The organism is Devosia marina, from assembly GCF_009758415.1.
GTDB classification, from domain to species: Bacteria; Pseudomonadota; Alphaproteobacteria; order Rhizobiales; family Devosiaceae; genus Devosia; species Devosia marina.
In genome coordinates, this window is sequence record NZ_WQRF01000004.1 from 204,962 (window position 1) to 221,415 (window position 16,454).

The 16,454-nt window shown below is 62.7% G+C and carries 15 protein-coding genes; 12 read left to right on the top strand and 3 right to left on the bottom strand.

Annotated elements, in window-relative coordinates; all coding sequences use genetic code 11:
- Positions 1–473: 473 nt before the first annotated feature.
- Entirely contained in the window at positions 474–1,883 is a 1,410-nt protein-coding gene (locus GO014_RS14275) for a protein adenylyltransferase SelO (RefSeq protein WP_157290991.1), read from the bottom strand.
- A 104-nt stretch (positions 1,884–1,987) separates the two neighbouring features.
- On the opposite strand from GO014_RS14275, the gene GO014_RS14280 reads away from it, so the two are divergent.
- Complete coding sequence (locus GO014_RS14280) at positions 1,988–2,683, top strand: HAD family hydrolase (protein WP_157290992.1); 696 nt, start codon at positions 1,988–1,990, stop codon at positions 2,681–2,683.
- 301 nt (positions 2,684–2,984) lie between these two features.
- The gene (locus tag GO014_RS14285) at positions 2,985–3,872 is read left to right on the top strand and encodes a cell wall hydrolase (RefSeq protein ID WP_157290993.1); all 888 of its coding nucleotides are present in this window, start codon (positions 2,985–2,987) and stop codon (positions 3,870–3,872) included.
- 64 nt (positions 3,873–3,936) lie between these two features.
- On the opposite strand, the gene pckA is transcribed toward GO014_RS14285, so the two are convergent.
- Positions 3,937–5,529: a phosphoenolpyruvate carboxykinase (ATP) gene (gene pckA, locus GO014_RS14290; RefSeq protein WP_157290994.1), complete on the bottom strand. Its 1,593-nt coding sequence runs from the start codon at positions 5,527–5,529 to the stop codon at positions 3,937–3,939.
- Between the two features lie 262 nt (positions 5,530–5,791).
- On the opposite strand from pckA, the gene GO014_RS14295 reads away from it, so the two are divergent.
- From GO014_RS14295 to tsaE, 10 genes are all read left to right on the top strand, one after another.
- Positions 5,792–6,508, top strand: coding sequence for a response regulator transcription factor (locus tag GO014_RS14295; protein ID WP_157290995.1), 717 nt, complete (start codon positions 5,792–5,794; stop codon positions 6,506–6,508).
- Between the two features lie 8 nt (positions 6,509–6,516).
- Positions 6,517–8,304 carry a stimulus-sensing domain-containing protein gene (locus GO014_RS14300; RefSeq protein ID WP_343030971.1) on the top strand — a complete coding sequence of 596 codons (1,788 nt, stop codon included), beginning with the start codon at positions 6,517–6,519 and terminating at the stop codon, positions 8,302–8,304.
- Between the two features lie 10 nt (positions 8,305–8,314).
- Positions 8,315–8,782: an HPr kinase/phosphorylase gene (locus GO014_RS14305; RefSeq protein ID WP_157290996.1), complete on the top strand. Its 468-nt coding sequence runs from the start codon at positions 8,315–8,317 to the stop codon at positions 8,780–8,782.
- Between the two features lie 136 nt (positions 8,783–8,918).
- The gene (locus tag GO014_RS14310; RefSeq protein ID WP_116587971.1) at positions 8,919–9,317 is read left to right on the top strand and encodes a PTS sugar transporter subunit IIA; all 399 of its coding nucleotides are present in this window, start codon (positions 8,919–8,921) and stop codon (positions 9,315–9,317) included.
- A gap of 4 nt (positions 9,318–9,321) precedes the next feature.
- Positions 9,322–9,621: an HPr family phosphocarrier protein gene (locus GO014_RS14315; RefSeq protein WP_116587972.1), complete on the top strand. Its 300-nt coding sequence runs from the start codon at positions 9,322–9,324 to the stop codon at positions 9,619–9,621.
- Positions 9,618–10,154, top strand: a complete 537-nt coding sequence (locus GO014_RS14320) for a GrpB family protein (RefSeq protein WP_157290997.1) — start codon at positions 9,618–9,620, stop codon at positions 10,152–10,154. Before GO014_RS14315 ends, GO014_RS14320 begins: the two co-directional genes overlap by 4 nt.
- Before the next feature lie 59 nt (positions 10,155–10,213).
- Positions 10,214–10,732, top strand: coding sequence for a DUF2937 family protein (locus tag GO014_RS14325; RefSeq protein ID WP_157290998.1), 519 nt, complete (start codon positions 10,214–10,216; stop codon positions 10,730–10,732).
- Positions 10,733–10,853: 121 nt separating this feature from the next.
- Positions 10,854–12,257: an adenosylhomocysteinase gene (gene ahcY, locus GO014_RS14330; protein WP_157290999.1), complete on the top strand. Its 1,404-nt coding sequence runs from the start codon at positions 10,854–10,856 to the stop codon at positions 12,255–12,257.
- A gap of 390 nt (positions 12,258–12,647) precedes the next feature.
- A complete protein-coding gene (locus tag GO014_RS14335) occupies positions 12,648–15,110 on the top strand; it encodes a sensor histidine kinase (RefSeq protein WP_157291000.1) in 2,463 nt (820 codons plus the stop codon).
- 222 nt (positions 15,111–15,332) lie between these two features.
- The gene (gene tsaE, locus GO014_RS14340; protein WP_179952980.1) at positions 15,333–15,776 is read left to right on the top strand and encodes a tRNA (adenosine(37)-N6)-threonylcarbamoyltransferase complex ATPase subunit type 1 TsaE; all 444 of its coding nucleotides are present in this window, start codon (positions 15,333–15,335) and stop codon (positions 15,774–15,776) included.
- On the opposite strand, the gene GO014_RS14345 is transcribed toward tsaE, so the two are convergent.
- Complete coding sequence (locus GO014_RS14345) at positions 15,764–16,318, bottom strand: hypothetical protein (RefSeq protein ID WP_157291002.1); 555 nt, start codon at positions 16,316–16,318, stop codon at positions 15,764–15,766. The two genes, tsaE and GO014_RS14345, sit on opposite strands and share 13 nt — an antisense overlap.
- Positions 16,319–16,454: the final 136 nt, after the last annotated feature.

Below are 16,454 nucleotides of genomic sequence, written 5' to 3' on the forward strand. Positions count from 1 at the left end.
CCAATGTCACGCCAACCCGATGCGTCCCTCTCCCTATCAGGGCTTCGAGCCGTCCCGCAGGGCAAATCTCTCCGGCGGGGAGATTTGAGGCAAGAAGGCCATGAGAGCTGCGCTCGAATGGAAGTTGGGTGGGGGTACCCCCCTTCAAAAAAACGCACCAACTCAAAAGTAATCCCCGCCCCTCCATCATTCCCCATAATCGCCCCATCACTCCCGCGGCGGACGGACTGCAGCGAACTTTTGCGGGGGGAGCCGGTTGGGTGCTGGGTCGCTCCAGGACCTGCCTGCGGGTCGGTCACCTTGCGACGAGCGATCAAAAGGGACCACGATGCGCAGGAGAAACCCGGCGTTCCGAGGCGGCGACGTCTCTATTCCTTAGTTTTACTGAGACGCACGCGCCTCGGAACACGTCCAATGCAAAACCGGAGGCCGCAGGGTCGACCGGCGCTTCGACATGCCAGAGTTTCAGCCCCTCACGGCACCACCCCATAGGCAGTCCGCATCTGGGCGATTTCCTCGCGGGCCGTGGCGAACGGACGCCAGTCATCGGCCTCGGCAATCGGGGCCCAGATGGCTTCCACCTCGTCGATCAGCATGGTGCGTGGTGTGCGGCGAGCAAAGTAGGGGTGATCGAGATTTACGTCGTCGGCCGGGCCATAGGCCTCCATCAAATCGGCGACGGGTCGGAAGGCCTCGCTGGCATAGTGGTCGGCGGCGGGGCTTCGGGCCGCCCGCGCGCTGCTCAGGGCGCCGCCGCGCCAATCGAAAAAGAACTGCTCATAGGGCGCCTTGCTGGCCGAAAGAAAGCCGAACAGGGCAGTGACAAAGGCGCCATCCTGTTCCACGTCGCGCGGTTCAAGGCCCAGCCGGCGCAGGATCTGGCGCGGCAACTGCTCCCGGAACACCGGCCAGACCGTGTTGAGCGCCGGCTCCAGCGCCGCGATGGAGGAGAGCGGCAGGAGGCATTCGGCCAGCCGAGTCAGGTTCCAGGCCAGGGTGTCGGGCTGGCGGCCAAAGGCATAAAGCCCGGTCTCGTCGAAATAGGCGGCGGTGAAGTCCGGATCATAGGCCGGCAGGAAGCGCCAGGGGCCATAGTCAAAACTCTCGCCGGTGATGTTGATATTGTCGGTGTTGAGCACGCCATGCACAAAGCCGGCGGCGGTCCATTGCGCGCCAAGCCGGGCCACCTCGGCCACCACCGCTTCGAGCAGGGCGACGGCTTTATCCCCGGCCCCGGCCAGGGCGGGATAATAGTGGGCGATGCAGTAGTCGACGAGGCGGTTTAGGTTTTCGGTATCTTCGAGATAGGCCAGGCGCTGGAAGGTGCCGATGCGGATATGGCTATGGCTGAGGCGCGTCAGCACCGCCGAGCGGGTGGGCGAGGGTTCGTCGCCGCGCCAGAGCTGTTCGCCGGTTTCCACCAGCGCGAAGCTTTTGGAGGTATAAACGCCCAGCGCCTCGAGCATTTCGCTGGCCAGCACCTCGCGCACCCCACCCTTGAGCGTCAAGCGACCGTCCCCGCCACGCGACCAGGGGGTCTTGCCCGACCCCTTGGTGCCGAAATCGAGCAGGCGCCGGTCGACCGGGTCGATGCATTGGGCGAAGAGGAACCCGCGCCCGTCGCCGAGTTCCGGATTATAGGATCGGAACTGGTGGCCGTGATAGCGCAGCGCCAGCGGTTCGGGAAACGAGCCCGGCAGCGGATCGAAGCGGCCGAAATGGCGGAGCCAGCCGGCCTCGTCCAGACCCCCCAGGCCAATGCGGTCGGCCCAGCGCTGGTCGCGGTGGCGCAACAGGGTCTGCGGAAAATCGGCCGGCGCGACGGGGTCGAAAAAGGCGTCGCCCAGCTCCTGGTGAGCTTGGGAGGGGGTGAATCTGGTCATGTCTGGCCAACGTTATCAGAGCGCATTTGTTTCGTCGCCAATGCAACCCGGCCCTGCGCCGGCCCGGCTGGCGATTTGGCGCAAATCGGCCTATAGACAGGCAAATGAACACTGCATCTCTCGCCACCCCCGCCGTCATCCGCCTGGCCCCGTTCGAGGCCGCCATTTTCGACATGGATGGCACCCTGCTCGATACCGAAGCGGTGTTCCGCGACATTGTTTTCGATGTCTGCACCGAGCTGGGGTTTGAAATGACCCATGATGTGCACAGCGCCATGGTGGGGTCGAGCCATGAACGCACCAACCAGCTTTTGATCGAAGCCTATGGGGTGGCGTTTCCCTATGCGATGTTCGACGAGAAGTGCCGCGTCACCATGCGCGAGCGCAGCCATGCCGGCGTGCCGGTCAAGCCCGGCGCCAAGGCGTTCATCTCCGAACTGCGTGCGCGTGGCATCCCCACGGCCGTTGCCACCTCCTCACGCAATCCGCATGCCGAACATCACCTGAGCGCCGCGGGTCTGCTCGACCTGTTCGAGACCGTGGTGACGCGCGACGATGTGGTCAATCCCAAGCCCCATCCGGAACCCTACCTGATGGCTGCCGAACGGCTGGGCGTCGATCCAACCCGATGCCTGGCGCTGGAAGACAGCCATTCGGGGGTGCATGCCGCCCATGCCGCGGGCATGCAGACGGTGATGGTGCCCGATCTGGTCGGCCCCAATGAGGCCATCCACGCCCTGGGCATTTCCATCATGGAAAGCCTCGTGCATGTGCATATGGCTGCCTTCGAGCGCGACTGAGCGGCAACACTTCTGAACAAAAATTAACCATCCGCGTAAATCGATAAAGCTTTATCCAATCGGGTAAGGCCGCGTTCAGCACGCCAAAAACTACGAAAAAACAGGGGTTTCCCTGGGTTCACGGGGGCGTTAACTCTGCCTTAAGTCGCTAACGGTTATGGTTAACCAGCCGTAAATTTCGACTTCCATCCCGTGGCCAGCTTGTCTAGTGTGCCGCCCGGGAAGTGCAGGGACCTTTGATGGTCCTGGATTCTAGAAGGCCTGCCGGAAGACCGGACAGGCCCAAGGGTAAGGACCGGGCATGCAGTTTGGCTGGCAACAGAAAATAGCGCGTGCCGTTTCGCCCATGTTGGCGATTGGTGCTGCTGCACTGGTTCTGTTCGTCACCCTCTCGCCTGCCCATGCCGAGACCGATATTTTCCCCCGGGTCATGCCTGAAGAGATCAGCGCCCTGCGTGAACAGGCTGCGCTGGGCGCAACGGCCACGCCGCTGGAGCCGGGCCAGCAGAAGCTGACACCGGCCCTGCTCGCCAATTACATCGAACGCCAGCAGCAATTGCGTTCGGTCGAGGTGACGCTGGGCGGCCCCCAGCCCGCTCTGACCGATGATCTGTTGATGAGCTATATCAGCCGTGGCTCACTGGCCGGCAGCAACACCGCGCTCTCGGCCATTGCCAGCTTTACCGCGCCCGTGCAGCGTTCCGCGCCTTCGGTGTCTGCCGATCTGCTCTCGGACTATATCTCGAATGGCTATCAGCCAACCGCCAAGCGCGTCGAATATGCCAATAAGGAGCGTGAGTGTCTGGCCCAGGCCATCTATCACGAAGCCCGCGGGGAAACTGCGACCGGCCAGAGAGCTGTGGCCAATGTGATCGTCAATCGCGCCCGCTCATCGAAATTCCCTGGCTCGCTCTGCGGGGTCATCTATCAAAATGCCGACAAGGGCCGTTATCGCTGCCAGTTCACCTTTGCCTGTGACGGCCGCGACGACACGCCGGGCGAACGCCGCGCCTGGGCGCGCTCGATGGACCTGGCCAACAAGATCTATGCCGAATTCGCCCTGGGCGAGGAGATCGGCGTCGTGCCCGGCTCAACGCTCTATTATCACACCACGGCAGTCCATCCGTCCTGGGCCAATACCTTCGCCCGCGTTGCCGTGGTCGACAGCCACATCTTCTACGCCCCCTGATCGGACCGCATCGGGCCTGGCATGAAAAAGGGCGCCAGCGGCGCCCTTCCTGTTTTGGAGTCGCCTATTCGGCGGCCATTTGCAGGCTTGGCCCAGCAGCCGCATTGGCCTCTGGCCCGAACTTCTCGAAGTTCCTGCGGAACAGCGACACCAGCTTTGCCGCCTGGGCGTCATAGGCATCGCCATCGGCCCAGCACTGGCGCGGATCCAGCAGGCGCTCTTCCACGCCCGGCACGCTCATCGGCACCTCGAAGCCGAACAGCGGGTCGAACCGCATATCGACGTTGTCGAGCTCGCCGTCCAATGCCGCGCTCAGCAGGCGTCGAGTGGAAGCAATGTCGATGCGCTTGCCCACCCCATAGGCGCCGCCGATCCAGCCGGTATTGAGCAGCCAGGCCTGCGCCCCGCTCTTGCGAAGCCGTTCGGCCAGCATCTGGCCATAGACCGTGGGATGAAGCGGCATGAAGGGGGCACCGAAACAGGCCGAGAAAGTCGCCTGCGGTTCGGTGACGCCGCGTTCGGTACCAGCGACCTTGGCGGTATAGCCCGACAGGAAGTGATAAACCGCCTGATCGGGCGAGAGCCGCGCCAATGGCGGCAGGACGCCGAAGGCATCGGCGGTCAGGAACACCACGGTTTTCGGCGTGCCGCCCACGCTGCCCCGGGCGATCGAGGGCAGTACATCAATGGGATAGGCCGCGCGGGTGTTTTCGGTCAGTGAGACATCTTCGAACAGGGGTGCGTTGGCATCGTCGAGCACCACATTTTCCAGAACGGTGCCGAAGCGGCGCGTCGCGGCAAAGATTTCCGGCTCGGCCTTGGCCGAGAGATTGACCGTCTTGGCGTAGCATCCGCCTTCGAGATTGAAGACACCATTGTCGCTCCAGCCATGCTCGTCGTCGCCGATCAGCGGGCGCTTTGAGTCGTTGGACAGGGTGGTCTTGCCGGTGCCCGACAGGCCGAAGAAAAGCGCCGCCTCGCCCTCAGGTCCGAGATTGGCCGAGCAATGCATGGGCAGGACGCCCTGCCCGGGGGCGTGAAAATTGAACAGCGAGAACACGCTCTTCTTGATCTCGCCGGCATAACGGGTGCCCGCGATCAGGACGATATTGCGGCTCATGTCGAGCGCGATCACCGTTTCGCTGCGGCAACCATGGCGCGCCGGGTCGGCCTGGAACAGGGGCGCGTGAATGATGGTCACGGGGACGGCATCTTCTGACCGGGCGATATTCTCGCCGGGCCGGATCAGCAGATTGCGGATGAACAGCGCATGCCAGGCGCTGGGGGTCAGAACGGTTACGTCATATTGGTGCGCGGGATCAGCTCCGGCCAGCAGGTCCTGGCGGCAGAGGGCCTGCCCGGCCAGATGCGCTGTGATATCGCCCAGCAGCACATCGAACTGGTCCGGGCCGATGGCGCCCGAATTGTCCCACCAGACGCGATCCTGGGTCAGGTGATCGCGCACGATGAACTTGTCCTTGGGCGAGCGCCCGGTAAAGGCGCCGGTTTCCACCACCAGGGCGCCGTCCCTGGTCAGGCGCGCCCCGCCCTGCCCAATGGCTGCGGCAACCAGTGCCGGGGCTATGGCGTTATCGCTTAGCGCACTTGCCGCTGCGGCAAGGCGGTTCCGCAGATGGTTGTGATCGAAGCCGGGCATAATGTCTTACTCTCCACGCGGCCGCCCGATGCGTCTGGCGGCGTCTGGAGAGCAAAATAGGGGGGTGGTGCGGCGGCCAACATCCCGAAATCGGTCGTACGACGGAAGTTGGATGATGCCGAATCATGCAGCCAAGACTGGCGCAATGCAGGCGCGCGCCTTATTTAATACGTAATTGTCGCCTGCAAAGTCGCTCAACCGGCCCATCCAGGATTGTATGGAGCTGCACACAGAGCCTGCGTCACGAGAAGAAAGGCAGCTTATGCCAAAGATCGCCCTGGTGGACGATGACCGCAATATCCTCACCTCCGTGTCCCTGACCCTGGAAGCGGAGGGGTATCAGGTCGCCACCTATACCGACGGCGCCTCGGGCCTTGAGGGATTGACCACCGACAAGCCCGACCTTGCCATTCTCGATATCAAGATGCCGCGCATGGACGGCATGGAACTGCTGCGCCGCCTGCGGCAGAAATCCGATGTGCCGGTGATCTTTCTCACCTCCAAGGATGAGGAAATCGACGAGCTGTTCGGCCTCAAGATGGGTGCCGACGACTTCATCACCAAGCCATTCAGCCAGCGGCTGCTGGTCGAGCGCGTCAAGGCCATCCTGCGCCGGTCGGCCCCGCGCGATCCTTCTGCAGCCGGCGCGAGCGGCGCCGAGGCCTCGCCCAGCAAGGCCCTGATCGAGCGCGGCGCGCTGGTGATGGACGAAGAACGCCATACCTGCACCTGGAAAGGCCAGCGCGTGACCCTGACGGTCACCGAATTCCTGATCCTGCAGGCGCTGGCGCTGCGGCCGGGCGTCGTCAAGTCGCGCAATGCGCTGATGGATGCCGCCTATGACGATCAGGTCTATGTCGATGACCGGACCATTGACAGCCACATCAAGCGCCTGCGCAAGAAGTTCAAGGCGACCGATGACGACTTCGAGATGATCGAAACGCTCTATGGCGTCGGTTATCGCTTCAAGGAGCAGTAAGGACCTTCGTGGCCACGCTCGATCCGCATGCTGGCGAAACGGGGTCCCATCGGGGCTCCGCTTCGGACGAGAACGCTGGGCGTTCCGGCCGGCGGAAATGGCGCGTTCTGCTCCTGCCGCTGTTCAAGCTGATGGACGCGGTGCGCCGCTTTGTCGACTTCACCATATTCTCCAGCCTCACCCGGCGCATTGTCGTGCTCAACATGGCCGGGCTTCTGGTGCTGGTGGTGGGCATTTTGTATCTCAACCAGTGGCGCGCCGGGCTGATCGATGCGCGGGTGCAATCGCTCCGGGTGCAGGGCGAGATCATTTCTGCCGCCATCGCCGCCTCGGCCACGGTCGATAGCGACATCATCTCGATCGACCCCGATCGACTGCTCGATGCGCAGGCGGGCAATATCTCGCCTTTCTCCTATTTCGATCCGACCCTGGAATTTCCGATCAATCCCGAGCGGGTCGCGCCGCTGCTCCGCAATCTGATCACCCCTACCCGCACCCGCGCCCGCATCTATGACGGGCAGGGTCTGCTCATTCTGGACAGCGAAAACATCTATGCGCGCGGCGAGGTGCTGCGGCAGGCCATCGACACCTCCGGGGCCGGCAGTTTTTTCCTTGCGGACTGGTGGAATGCGCTGATTTCCTGGTCGCCGGGCGGTAATTACCCGACCTATCAGGAATACCAGGCCGACGAAGGCACCCGCTATCCCGAGGTTGCTTCGGCCCTCAAAGGTGCCCCGGCCGATTTCGTGCGGGTCGATGCCCAGAACCAGCTCGTGGTTTCGGTGGCCGTACCGGTGCAGCGCCTGAGGGCCATTGTCGGTGCCATTCTGCTCTCCACCGAGCCGGGGGACATCGACTCGGTCGTCGCCCAGGAACGCAGCAGCATTCTGCGCATTGCCGGCATTGCGGCCGGTGTGCAGATCGTGCTGTCGCTCTTGATGGCGGGCACCATAGCCGGGCCGATGCGCCGCCTGTCGGCTGCCGCCGAACGGGTGCAGACGGCTGGCGATGCCCGCGCCGAAATTCCCGACCTGACCGACCGGCCCGACGAAATCGGCCACCTCTCCGACGCGCTGCGGCGCATGACCGATGCGCTTTACAACCGCATCGAGGCCATTGAACGCTTTGCCGCCGATGTCGCCCATGAGCTCAAGAACCCGCTGACCTCGCTGCGTTCGGCGGTCGAGACCCTGCCGTTGGCCAAAAAGCCGGAGGACCGTGAGCGGCTGACCAATATCATCCAGCATGACGTGCGGCGCCTCGACCGCCTGATCACCGACATTTCCAGCGCCAGCCGGCTCGACGCCGAACTGGCGCGGGAAAGCGTGGAACGGGTCGATGTCGAGAAGCTTGCTGAAGCCATGGTGTCGATCCAGAAGGACGTCGCCGCAGGCCGCAATGTCGATGTGGTGCTGGGCAAGCGCGCCGGCCGCGGCACGACCTTGGTCAATGGCCACGAAACCAGGCTCGCGCAGGTCTTTGCCAATCTGGTGGACAATGCGGTGTCCTTTTCTCCACCCGGCGGCTCGGTGACGGTGGCCATTTCCACCGAGGGCGAGACCATCAGGGTCAGTGTGACCGATGAGGGACCGGGCATTACCGGTGATGTCACCCGGATCTTCCAGCGGTTCTATACCGACCGGCCCGAAACCGAGAGTTTCGGCAATCATTCGGGCCTGGGTCTTTCCATCTCCAAGCAGATCATCGAGGCGCACAAGGGCAGCATCCGGGCCGAAAACCGCACCGATCGCTCCGGCGCGATTTTTACAATTGTGCTGCCGCGGGCCCGCAAATAGACTCTGTGATATGAACAAGCCAGTTAACGTGCATGGGACGGGTCTCGTCCTGGGGGAATTGGGCGTTTTGCTGCGAGGGCCGTCCGGCGCGGGCAAATCGGTGCTGTCTATGGCGCTGCTCGACCGCTGGGAGGGGCGCGGGCAACCCGCTTTCCTGGTGGCCGACGACCGTGTCGATATCGCCGATGAAGGCAGTCGCCTGGTCATGCTGGCGCCACCGCAATTGGCCGGTCTTATTGAATTGCGCGGCCGCGGCATTGTTTCGCGCCCGCACCGCGAATGGGCGCAGTTGCACCTAGTGGTTGATCTGGTGCCCGAGCTGACGCGCATGGTCGAGGAAGAAGATCTCCAGACCGAAATGTTCGGCCACACCCTGCCGCGCGCCCCGGTGCCCCAGGCTAGCGTGGTGGGTCTGGGCCATCAGATCCTGCTGGTGGCCGAAGCGGCCGCACAAGCTGTTCAACAAGCCTCCCCGTGACAAATTATCCCTTGCAACCATTTGGGATGGGGACAAGACTGTGCCCCGTTTGCGGGGTGGCACCAGGCATCCCGGTAAATGGGGGGCTCAAGAGCTGTCGCGGTGATTTTCTGCGGCGGCCGTTTGGGGAAAGTGCATGATTGGATTGGTTCTGGTGACCCACGGCGCGCTGGCCGATGAGTTCAAGCTGGCGATGGAGCATGTGGTCGGTCCACAGGAATATGTGGAAACCATCGCCATTGGCCCCGAGGACAATGCCGAAAGCCGACGCGACGACATTCTGGCCGCGCTTGGCCGGGCCGATACCGGCGATGGCGTCATCATCCTCACTGACATGTTCGGCGGCACCCCGTCCAACCTCGCCATCTCGGTGATGCAGAACCACAAGGTGGAAGTGATTGCCGGGGTCAACCTGCCCATGCTGGTCAAGCTCGGTCGCATTCGCGGCGAGATGACCATGGAAGAAGCCGTTGCCATGGCCCAGGAAGCGGGAAAGAAATATATTACTGTCGCCAATACCATCCTGGGTAGCTGATCTGATGGATGCCGACAGGGCCGTCGCCCAGCAATTGACCATCGTCAATACCAAGGGGCTGCACGCGCGCGCCTCGGCGCGCTTCGTGCGCACCGCCGAATGCTTTGACGCTACCATTGCCGTGGTCAAGGATGGCACCTCGGTCGCCGGCAACTCTATCATGGGCCTGATGATGCTTGGTGCCGGTCCCGGATCGACCATTCTGGTCCAGGCCAGTGGCAAGCAGGCCCGTGAAGCCCTCGAAGCCATTGTCGAATTGGTCAATAACGGCTTTGACGAAGATGTGGACGGGTTGGAGGTGTGAGCGAGCGGATCGCGCTTGTTGACGCTGATCCCGAATGGAGCTCCCTTTTCCTGCGTGAACGCGAGCGGATCTTGGCCTGCTTCCAGCAAGCCCCAGAGCTCATCGAGCACATGGGCTCGACTGCTGTGCCTGGGCTGGCCGCCAAACCGATCATCGACATCATTGCGCTGGTCGAGAATCTGGACGCCGGTCGGATGGCCGTCCCGGCACTTGTGAGCGCTGGTTATGTGCATCGCGACGATTTTCCCATGCCAGACCGCATCTTTCTGATGAAACTTGATCCGGTCTCTGGCGCGCGCACCCATCAACTGCACATACACGCCAATGAGGTCGAGGTGGCCCGACATCTGTTGTTCCGCGACAGACTGCGCCGCGACCCGGAATGCCGCGCGGCGTACTCCGCGCTGAAGCAAGATCTGGCGGTCCGGTTTGCCGAGGACCGGCAGGCCTATTCCCAGCACAAAACGGCCTTTATTGATGCTGTGGTTGCCCAAGACGGCGGACCGGCACGGGCGCAGAGCTGGAACCCCTGACTTTTTTCTGCCGCTTGTTTAGGTAGAATAACCGTACGCACTTGGGGGAGGCCGGTTTGTTGCGACGATTGATCGCCGGTATTGGCGGCCTGGCGCTGGCCACCACGCTCAGCCAATTCCCCGAATATGCCCAGCAATATACCCAGCGCCTGGGCGGCGCGGTGGACGAATTGCGGGTCATTGCCGAGGAATTCGACCGCGCCGCGGCCGAAGGCGGGCTGGACCGGCAGGCGGCGCTGCAGCGCTTTAATGCCTCCAATGACGACTTCTTGGCAGGGCGCGGCAATTCGATGTCGGCGACCTTTCAGCGCTATGACATGCTCAGCGCAACGCTGGCGCAGATCGAAGGCGCCGGGCCGGTGGAGCGATTACAATCGCTCCCGGCCTATCTCGACAGCGACATCGGCCGCCGCACGCTCGAAAACTACAAGCCCGCCATGCCCGTCACCATGGAGGGTATTCTCTATGCCGGCAGCGGGTTCATCCTGGGCTATCTCGTGCTCTCGGCCCTGGTCCGCCTGATCGGCATGCCGTTTCGGCGGCGCGGCCGGGGGCGGATCCGGGTGACGCGGACCTGACCGTACCCCCTTCGGGCCTGGCCGCTAGGAGATATAAACAAATCTTTATATCCGTCATTGATCGGTAACACCCCCTCCCGTATAGGAAAGGCAAGACATTGATCCATTCTGGAGCCGACCCATGACCAAGAGCCCGACCGACTACGCGGTCCGAGACATTTCCCTGGCCGATTACGGCCGCAAGGAAATCAGCATCGCCGAAATCGAAATGCCGGGCCTGATGGCCATTCGCGAGGAATATGCCGCCACCCAGCCCCTCAAGGGCGCGCGCATTGCCGGCTCGCTGCACATGACCATCCAGACCGCCGTCCTGATCGAAACGCTGGTCGCGCTGGGCGCCGATGTGCGCTGGGTCTCGTGCAATATCTTCTCGACCCAGGATCACGCTGCTGCTGCCATCGCCGCCGCCGGCATTCCCGTCTTTGCCCATAAGGGCGAGAGCCTGGAAGAATACTGGGCCTTTACCGACCGCATGATGGAATGGGGCGATGGCGGCACGCCGAACCTCATCCTCGACGATGGCGGCGACGCCACCATGCTGGTGCTGACCGGCGCCAAGGCCGAAACGGATCCGTCCATTCTCGACAAGCCCGGCAATGAGGAAGAAGAGATTTTCTTCGCCACCATCAGGAAGCGACTGGCCACGCACCCCAATTTCTATTCGACCATCCGCGACAATATCCGGGGCGTCTCGGAAGAGACCACCACGGGCGTAATGCGGCTCTATCAGCTCCATGCCAAGGGTGAGCTGCCCTTCCCGGCCATCAACGTCAATGACTCGGTGACCAAGTCGAAATTCGACAACAAATACGGAACCCGAGAATCGCTGGTCGACGCGATCCGCCGCGGCACCGACGTGATGCTGGCGGGCAAGGTTGCCATCGTCTGTGGCTATGGCGATGTCGGCAAGGGCTCGGCTGAAAGCCTGCGTGGCGCCGGTGCCCGCGTGCTGGTCACCGAAGTCGATCCGATCTGCGCCCTGCAGGCCGCCATGGAAGGCTTTGAGGTTGTCACCCTCGAGGAAGCCGCCCCGCGCGCCGATATCGTGGTGACCGCCACCGGCAATCGCGACGTGCTGATGGTCGATGACATGCGCAAGCTCAAGGACATGGCGATCGTCTGCAATATCGGCCATTTCGACAACGAGATCGACGTGCTGGGCCTCCGGAATTTCAAGTGGACCAACGTCAAGCCGCAGGTCGACATGATCGAGCAGCCCAATGGCAACCGCCTGATCCTGCTCTCCGAAGGGCGCCTGGTGAATTTGGGCAATGCCACCGGCCACCCGAGCTTTGTCATGTCCGCCTCATTCTCGAACCAGACCCTGGCCCAGATCGAGCTTTGGACCAATGGGGACAAGATCGAGAAGAAGGTGCATGTGCTGCCCAAGCATCTCGATGAGAAGGTGGCCGAGCTGCATCTGGCCAAGCTTGGCGCCAAGCTCACCAAGCTTACCAAGACCCAGGCCGATTATATCGGCGTGCCGGTCGAGGGGCCGTTCAAGTCAGGCGAATACCGCTACTAGGCGTCGCGAGCCCGCCAAGCGAATCGCGCCACCGGCGCGGTTGTGCGATGCAGCCCGAACGCTGGGCGTCAATGACAGCAAGTGTTCACCATTGACTGAAAAAAGCCCGGGCATTGTCCCGGGTTTTTACTTTTCTGAAAGGTTTCTGTTTCGTTCACGGGTCAAGCGCTTTCCTTGCGCTTTGCCCGCAACGCACAGCCATCAAGACTCTTTTGCACGATTCCACGGCCCGGTATGGTCTTAGTGATTCGGGTTGCGGGGGGACACGCAAACCGGTTTTGGGGGCAGCTTGAGCCGGCTTCGGCTTTGCGTCAGCGGCCTGTTTAGAGTTGAAGCGTACCGGCTGTTCTGGCCGGGTTGGCATCGCAATCAAAGCGAAAGAGGGCTGGTATGACGCCGGATCATTTCCGGAAACAATTGGGATTCGCAGGCCTGTGTGCCGCGCCCCTCACCCTGGTCACGGCTGTTCCCGCCCTGGCGCAGGGTCTTGTTCCGGCAAGTCTGGGCGGTATCGCCCCTTTTGCGGTTGCCATCGGCGCGGGCGGCTTCGCCCTGTTGTCCATGGTCTTGGTCCGCACCCTGCTTACCGATAGCCGCGCTGCGCGCCGCCGCGCCGCCGAACAGATTGCCGATCTGCGCGCGCTGGTCGATGAATATGAGAACCTGATCGCCGGCACCCGCGAGTTGACCGTGCTCTGGCAAGGGCATGAGCCGCCGCGCGTGCTGGGCCAGACTGGCGCCGTGCTGCCATCGGGGCGGCAGCCGCAAAGCGTGCTCAATTTCCACTCCTGGCTGGGGCCGGCCGAAACCAACCGGCTGACCAGCCTGGTCGAAGATCTGCGCCTGCATGGCCATGCCTTTGTCACCAGCCTTGATACCCGCGATGGTCGCCTGATCCGCGCCAATGGCTGGGTGATGGGTGGGGCCGTAGCCTTGCGGCTGCGCCCGGCCTTCAGTCAACCCGACGAGCATGCCGCTCTGACTGCCGAGGCGCAGGGTGGCGACCGCGAAAGCGCCCGCGCCATTCTTGCCCTTCTGTCCAAGCCGGCCTTTCTGCGCGATGCGGCTGATCGTCTGGTCTATGCCAACCCCGCCTATCTCAGGCTGGCGGCCGATCTGGGGCGGAGCTCCTCGGATGCGACCCCGCCCGAATTGCTCGACGCCACCCAATTGGCGCTGCATCTCAAAGCCTGCCATGCCGATGCGACGCCGGTGAATCTGCCGCTTGATTTTGGCAAGCATGGCCAGTTCGAATTGGTCGATTTCCCCGTGCCCGGCGGCCGGGCCGGATATTTGCGGCCTAACGATAAAACCAGCGCACTACCCGCGCCAGGTGATCAGAATGCGAGCCATATCGGCGGCATTATCGATGCGTTGGGCACGCCGATCGCCATCTTCAATGCCAAGCGCGAGTTGACCCAGTTCAACGCCGCCTATGCCAATCTGTGGAACCTGGATCAAAAGTTCCTGACGCTTGGCCTGGACGAGCGCGCCATTCTGGACAAATTGCGCACCGAGGGCATGCTGCCCAGCCAGGTCGACTACCACACCTGGCGCGCCAAGCACCTGGAAAGCTACGCGCGCAAGGAGCCGCACGAGGCCGACCCCTGGCACCTGCCCGATGGGCGCACCATCAAGGTGATTTCGGCGCCCGCGGGCCCCGAAGGCGGTGTCATCTATGTGTTCGAGGACCTGACCGAGCGGCTCGAGCTGGAAAGCACCAACAAGGCGTTCACCAATGTGCTGCGCGAAACCATCATGGCGCTCAACGAGGCCGTGGCGGTGTTCGGCACCAATGGCCGGCTGACCCTGTCCAATCCGCAGCTTTCCAAGCTCTGGAAGCTGCCCATGAACGAACTGGGCAACAATCCCCATATCGACCGGCTGGCCGAAGCCAGCGGCCGGGCGATGCCCGAGGACGGCGCCTCGATCTGGCGCGACCTCAAGCGCACCACCATCGACCTCAACCCCACCCGCACCGACCGGCAAGGGCGGATCAACCGGTCCGACGGGCGGCTGATCGACTATGCCATTACCCGTCTGCCCAATGGGCAGACCATGATGACCTTCCTCGATGTCACCGAAAGCGCGGGCTATTCCAAGGTTCTCAAGGAGCGCAATGACGCGCTGGTGGCAGCCGACCGGCTCAAGGACGCCTTTGTCGAGAACGTGTCCTATGAACTGCGCTCGCCCCTGACCAATATCATCGGCTTTGCCGACCTGCTGGCCGGGACCGAAGGCGGGAGCCTCAATGAACGCCAGCGCGAATATATCGACTATATCCGCGCCTCCTCGGTGACGCTGGGCGTCTTGATCGACAACATCCTCGATCTCGCCTCGGTCGATGCCGGCATTGCCGAACTCAACCCCGAACCGCTCGATGTGGCTGCCCTGGTCGACAAGGCCCGTGCCGGGATGAGCGCCAGCTTTCCCGAGGTCTCAGGTGAAGCGCCGCGTGTGGTGGTCGACATCGCGCCGGACCTGCCCGTGTTCATCGCCGACGGCACGCGGCTGGTGCAGGTGCTCTACAATCTGCTCTCTAACGCGGCCCGCTTCTCGCCACCAGGCGGAGAAATCCGCCTTTCCGTCAGCCAGCGGGGCGATCGTATGCTGTTCGTGATCGAGGACGAAGGCCCCGGCCTGACCGACGAAATGAAATCGGCCATTCTGACCCGGCTCGACAATCCGGCCTCGGGCGGCCGGCAGCGCGGTGCGGGGCTGGGCCTGTCCATTGTGCGCACCTTCGTCAACCTGCATGGTGGCACCATCTCGGCCGAACGCCGCGAGCCCAAAGGCAGCCGCATCATCGTCAACCTGCCGCTCGACAGCGCCCTTGCGGGCGTGGCGGAGTAAGCTTGCCTGCAACCCGCATCGTTGACTCAGTCACGATTTCGGTTCACCCCCACCCTTGGTCCCTTCCCCCAAGGGAGAGGGAGACGATGAACACTGAAGCCGCACATTGTGCCTCTCTCCCCTTGATGGGCTTCGATCCGTCCCGAAGGGCGGAACTCTCCGGTGGAGAGTTTTGAGGTGAGAAGAAATGAGGGTGGGGTGACAGCGGGCCGGATGACCACGATGTTTTTGCCGATTGAAACCTTCCTCCCCGATGATGCTGCAACAGCCCGGTTTGGAGCCCAGCTTGCCACAGGCCTGAAGCCCGGGGATATCGTCAGCCTCGAGGGCGATCTGGGAGCCGGCAAGACAGCCATGGCAAGGGCCATTTTGCGGGCGCTGGCTGACGATCCGGCGCTTGAAGTGCCATCGCCGACCTTTGCCATCATCCAGCCCTATGACACGCCCATCGGGCCGGTGTTGCATGCCGATCTCTACCGGCTGGCCGATGCCTCGGAGGCCGACGAGCTGGGCCTGCTCGATGACCCCGAGGCCATCGTTCTGGTCGAATGGGCCGAGCGCGCGCCGCAGGTGGCCGAGGCGGTGAGCCTCGTCGTGCATCTGGACATTCCCCCCAGCGGCGAGGGACGAATTGTGCGGCTGACCGCAAGCGATCAGTTCACATAGCTGACCTGGATCCCGTGCTGTGGATCACGCAGCACCTGAATGCGCCGATGCTCGGTGCCACCCGGCACGCGCCGCGGATCGCCCCGGCTCACCCGCTCCAGACGCCGCCGGTCTGGCCCGAAATAATGTGGTGAATCGATATAGAGCACTTCGTGCCCCAACTGGTCGGTCAATGTCTTGCTGACCTGTTCGATCGGATCGCTGAGAAACACCACATCGTCAAAACCCATCTCCACCTGCGGCACCATCTTGTGCCGCGGCCCCTGGGGAATGACACAGATGATCGGCGCATATTTGCGACGCGGCTCGTCGGTCGAGCGCAGGCCGCGCAACAGGCGCTGCTTGAGATGATCGATAACGCCATTGTGGATCAGGAAGAATGGCAGCGCCTTTTCAGGCAAGGCGTTAAGCTTGGTATGCTCGAGCACATGGCCGAAGCCCAGCGTACCGGCCAGAGCGGCCATATGGTCGTAATGGCGCCCGTCCGGGGCGAATATCAGTGCGGCGCAGTCGGCCAGAGTAATGGTATCAATAGAAGGCATGGTCTGCTTCCTTGACGCAATTCAGCTTCTCACAACAGTGCGCTCAGAAATATAACGAAATATAACCGAAATGAATATTTATGACGATGCCGTTTTGCTGTGCCTCCGTAGGAGTGCATAAGCCTGGCAACCCCGC

What these genes read in the sequence shown, in the direction of transcription:
- GO014_RS14275 (WP_157290991.1), bottom strand. Translation starts at nt 1,883, where the DNA reads ATGACCAGATTCACCCCCTCCCAAGCTCACCAGGAGCTGGGCGACGCC.
- GO014_RS14280 (WP_157290992.1), top strand. Translation starts at nt 1,988, where the DNA reads ATGAACACTGCATCTCTCGCCACCCCCGCCGTCATCCGCCTGGCCCCG.
- GO014_RS14285 (WP_157290993.1), top strand. Translation starts at nt 2,985, where the DNA reads ATGCAGTTTGGCTGGCAACAGAAAATAGCGCGTGCCGTTTCGCCCATG.
- pckA (WP_157290994.1), bottom strand. Translation starts at nt 5,529, where the DNA reads ATGCCCGGCTTCGATCACAACCATCTGCGGAACCGCCTTGCCGCAGCG.
- GO014_RS14295 (WP_157290995.1), top strand. Translation starts at nt 5,792, where the DNA reads ATGCCAAAGATCGCCCTGGTGGACGATGACCGCAATATCCTCACCTCC.
- GO014_RS14305 (WP_157290996.1), top strand. Translation starts at nt 8,315, where the DNA reads ATGAACAAGCCAGTTAACGTGCATGGGACGGGTCTCGTCCTGGGGGAA.
- GO014_RS14310 (WP_116587971.1), top strand. Translation starts at nt 8,919, where the DNA reads ATGATTGGATTGGTTCTGGTGACCCACGGCGCGCTGGCCGATGAGTTC.
- GO014_RS14315 (WP_116587972.1), top strand. Translation starts at nt 9,322, where the DNA reads ATGGATGCCGACAGGGCCGTCGCCCAGCAATTGACCATCGTCAATACC.
- ahcY (WP_157290999.1), top strand. Translation starts at nt 10,854, where the DNA reads ATGACCAAGAGCCCGACCGACTACGCGGTCCGAGACATTTCCCTGGCC.
- GO014_RS14335 (WP_157291000.1), top strand. Translation starts at nt 12,648, where the DNA reads ATGACGCCGGATCATTTCCGGAAACAATTGGGATTCGCAGGCCTGTGT.
- tsaE (WP_179952980.1), top strand. Translation starts at nt 15,333, where the DNA reads ATGTTTTTGCCGATTGAAACCTTCCTCCCCGATGATGCTGCAACAGCC.
- GO014_RS14345 (WP_157291002.1), bottom strand. Translation starts at nt 16,318, where the DNA reads ATGCCTTCTATTGATACCATTACTCTGGCCGACTGCGCCGCACTGATA.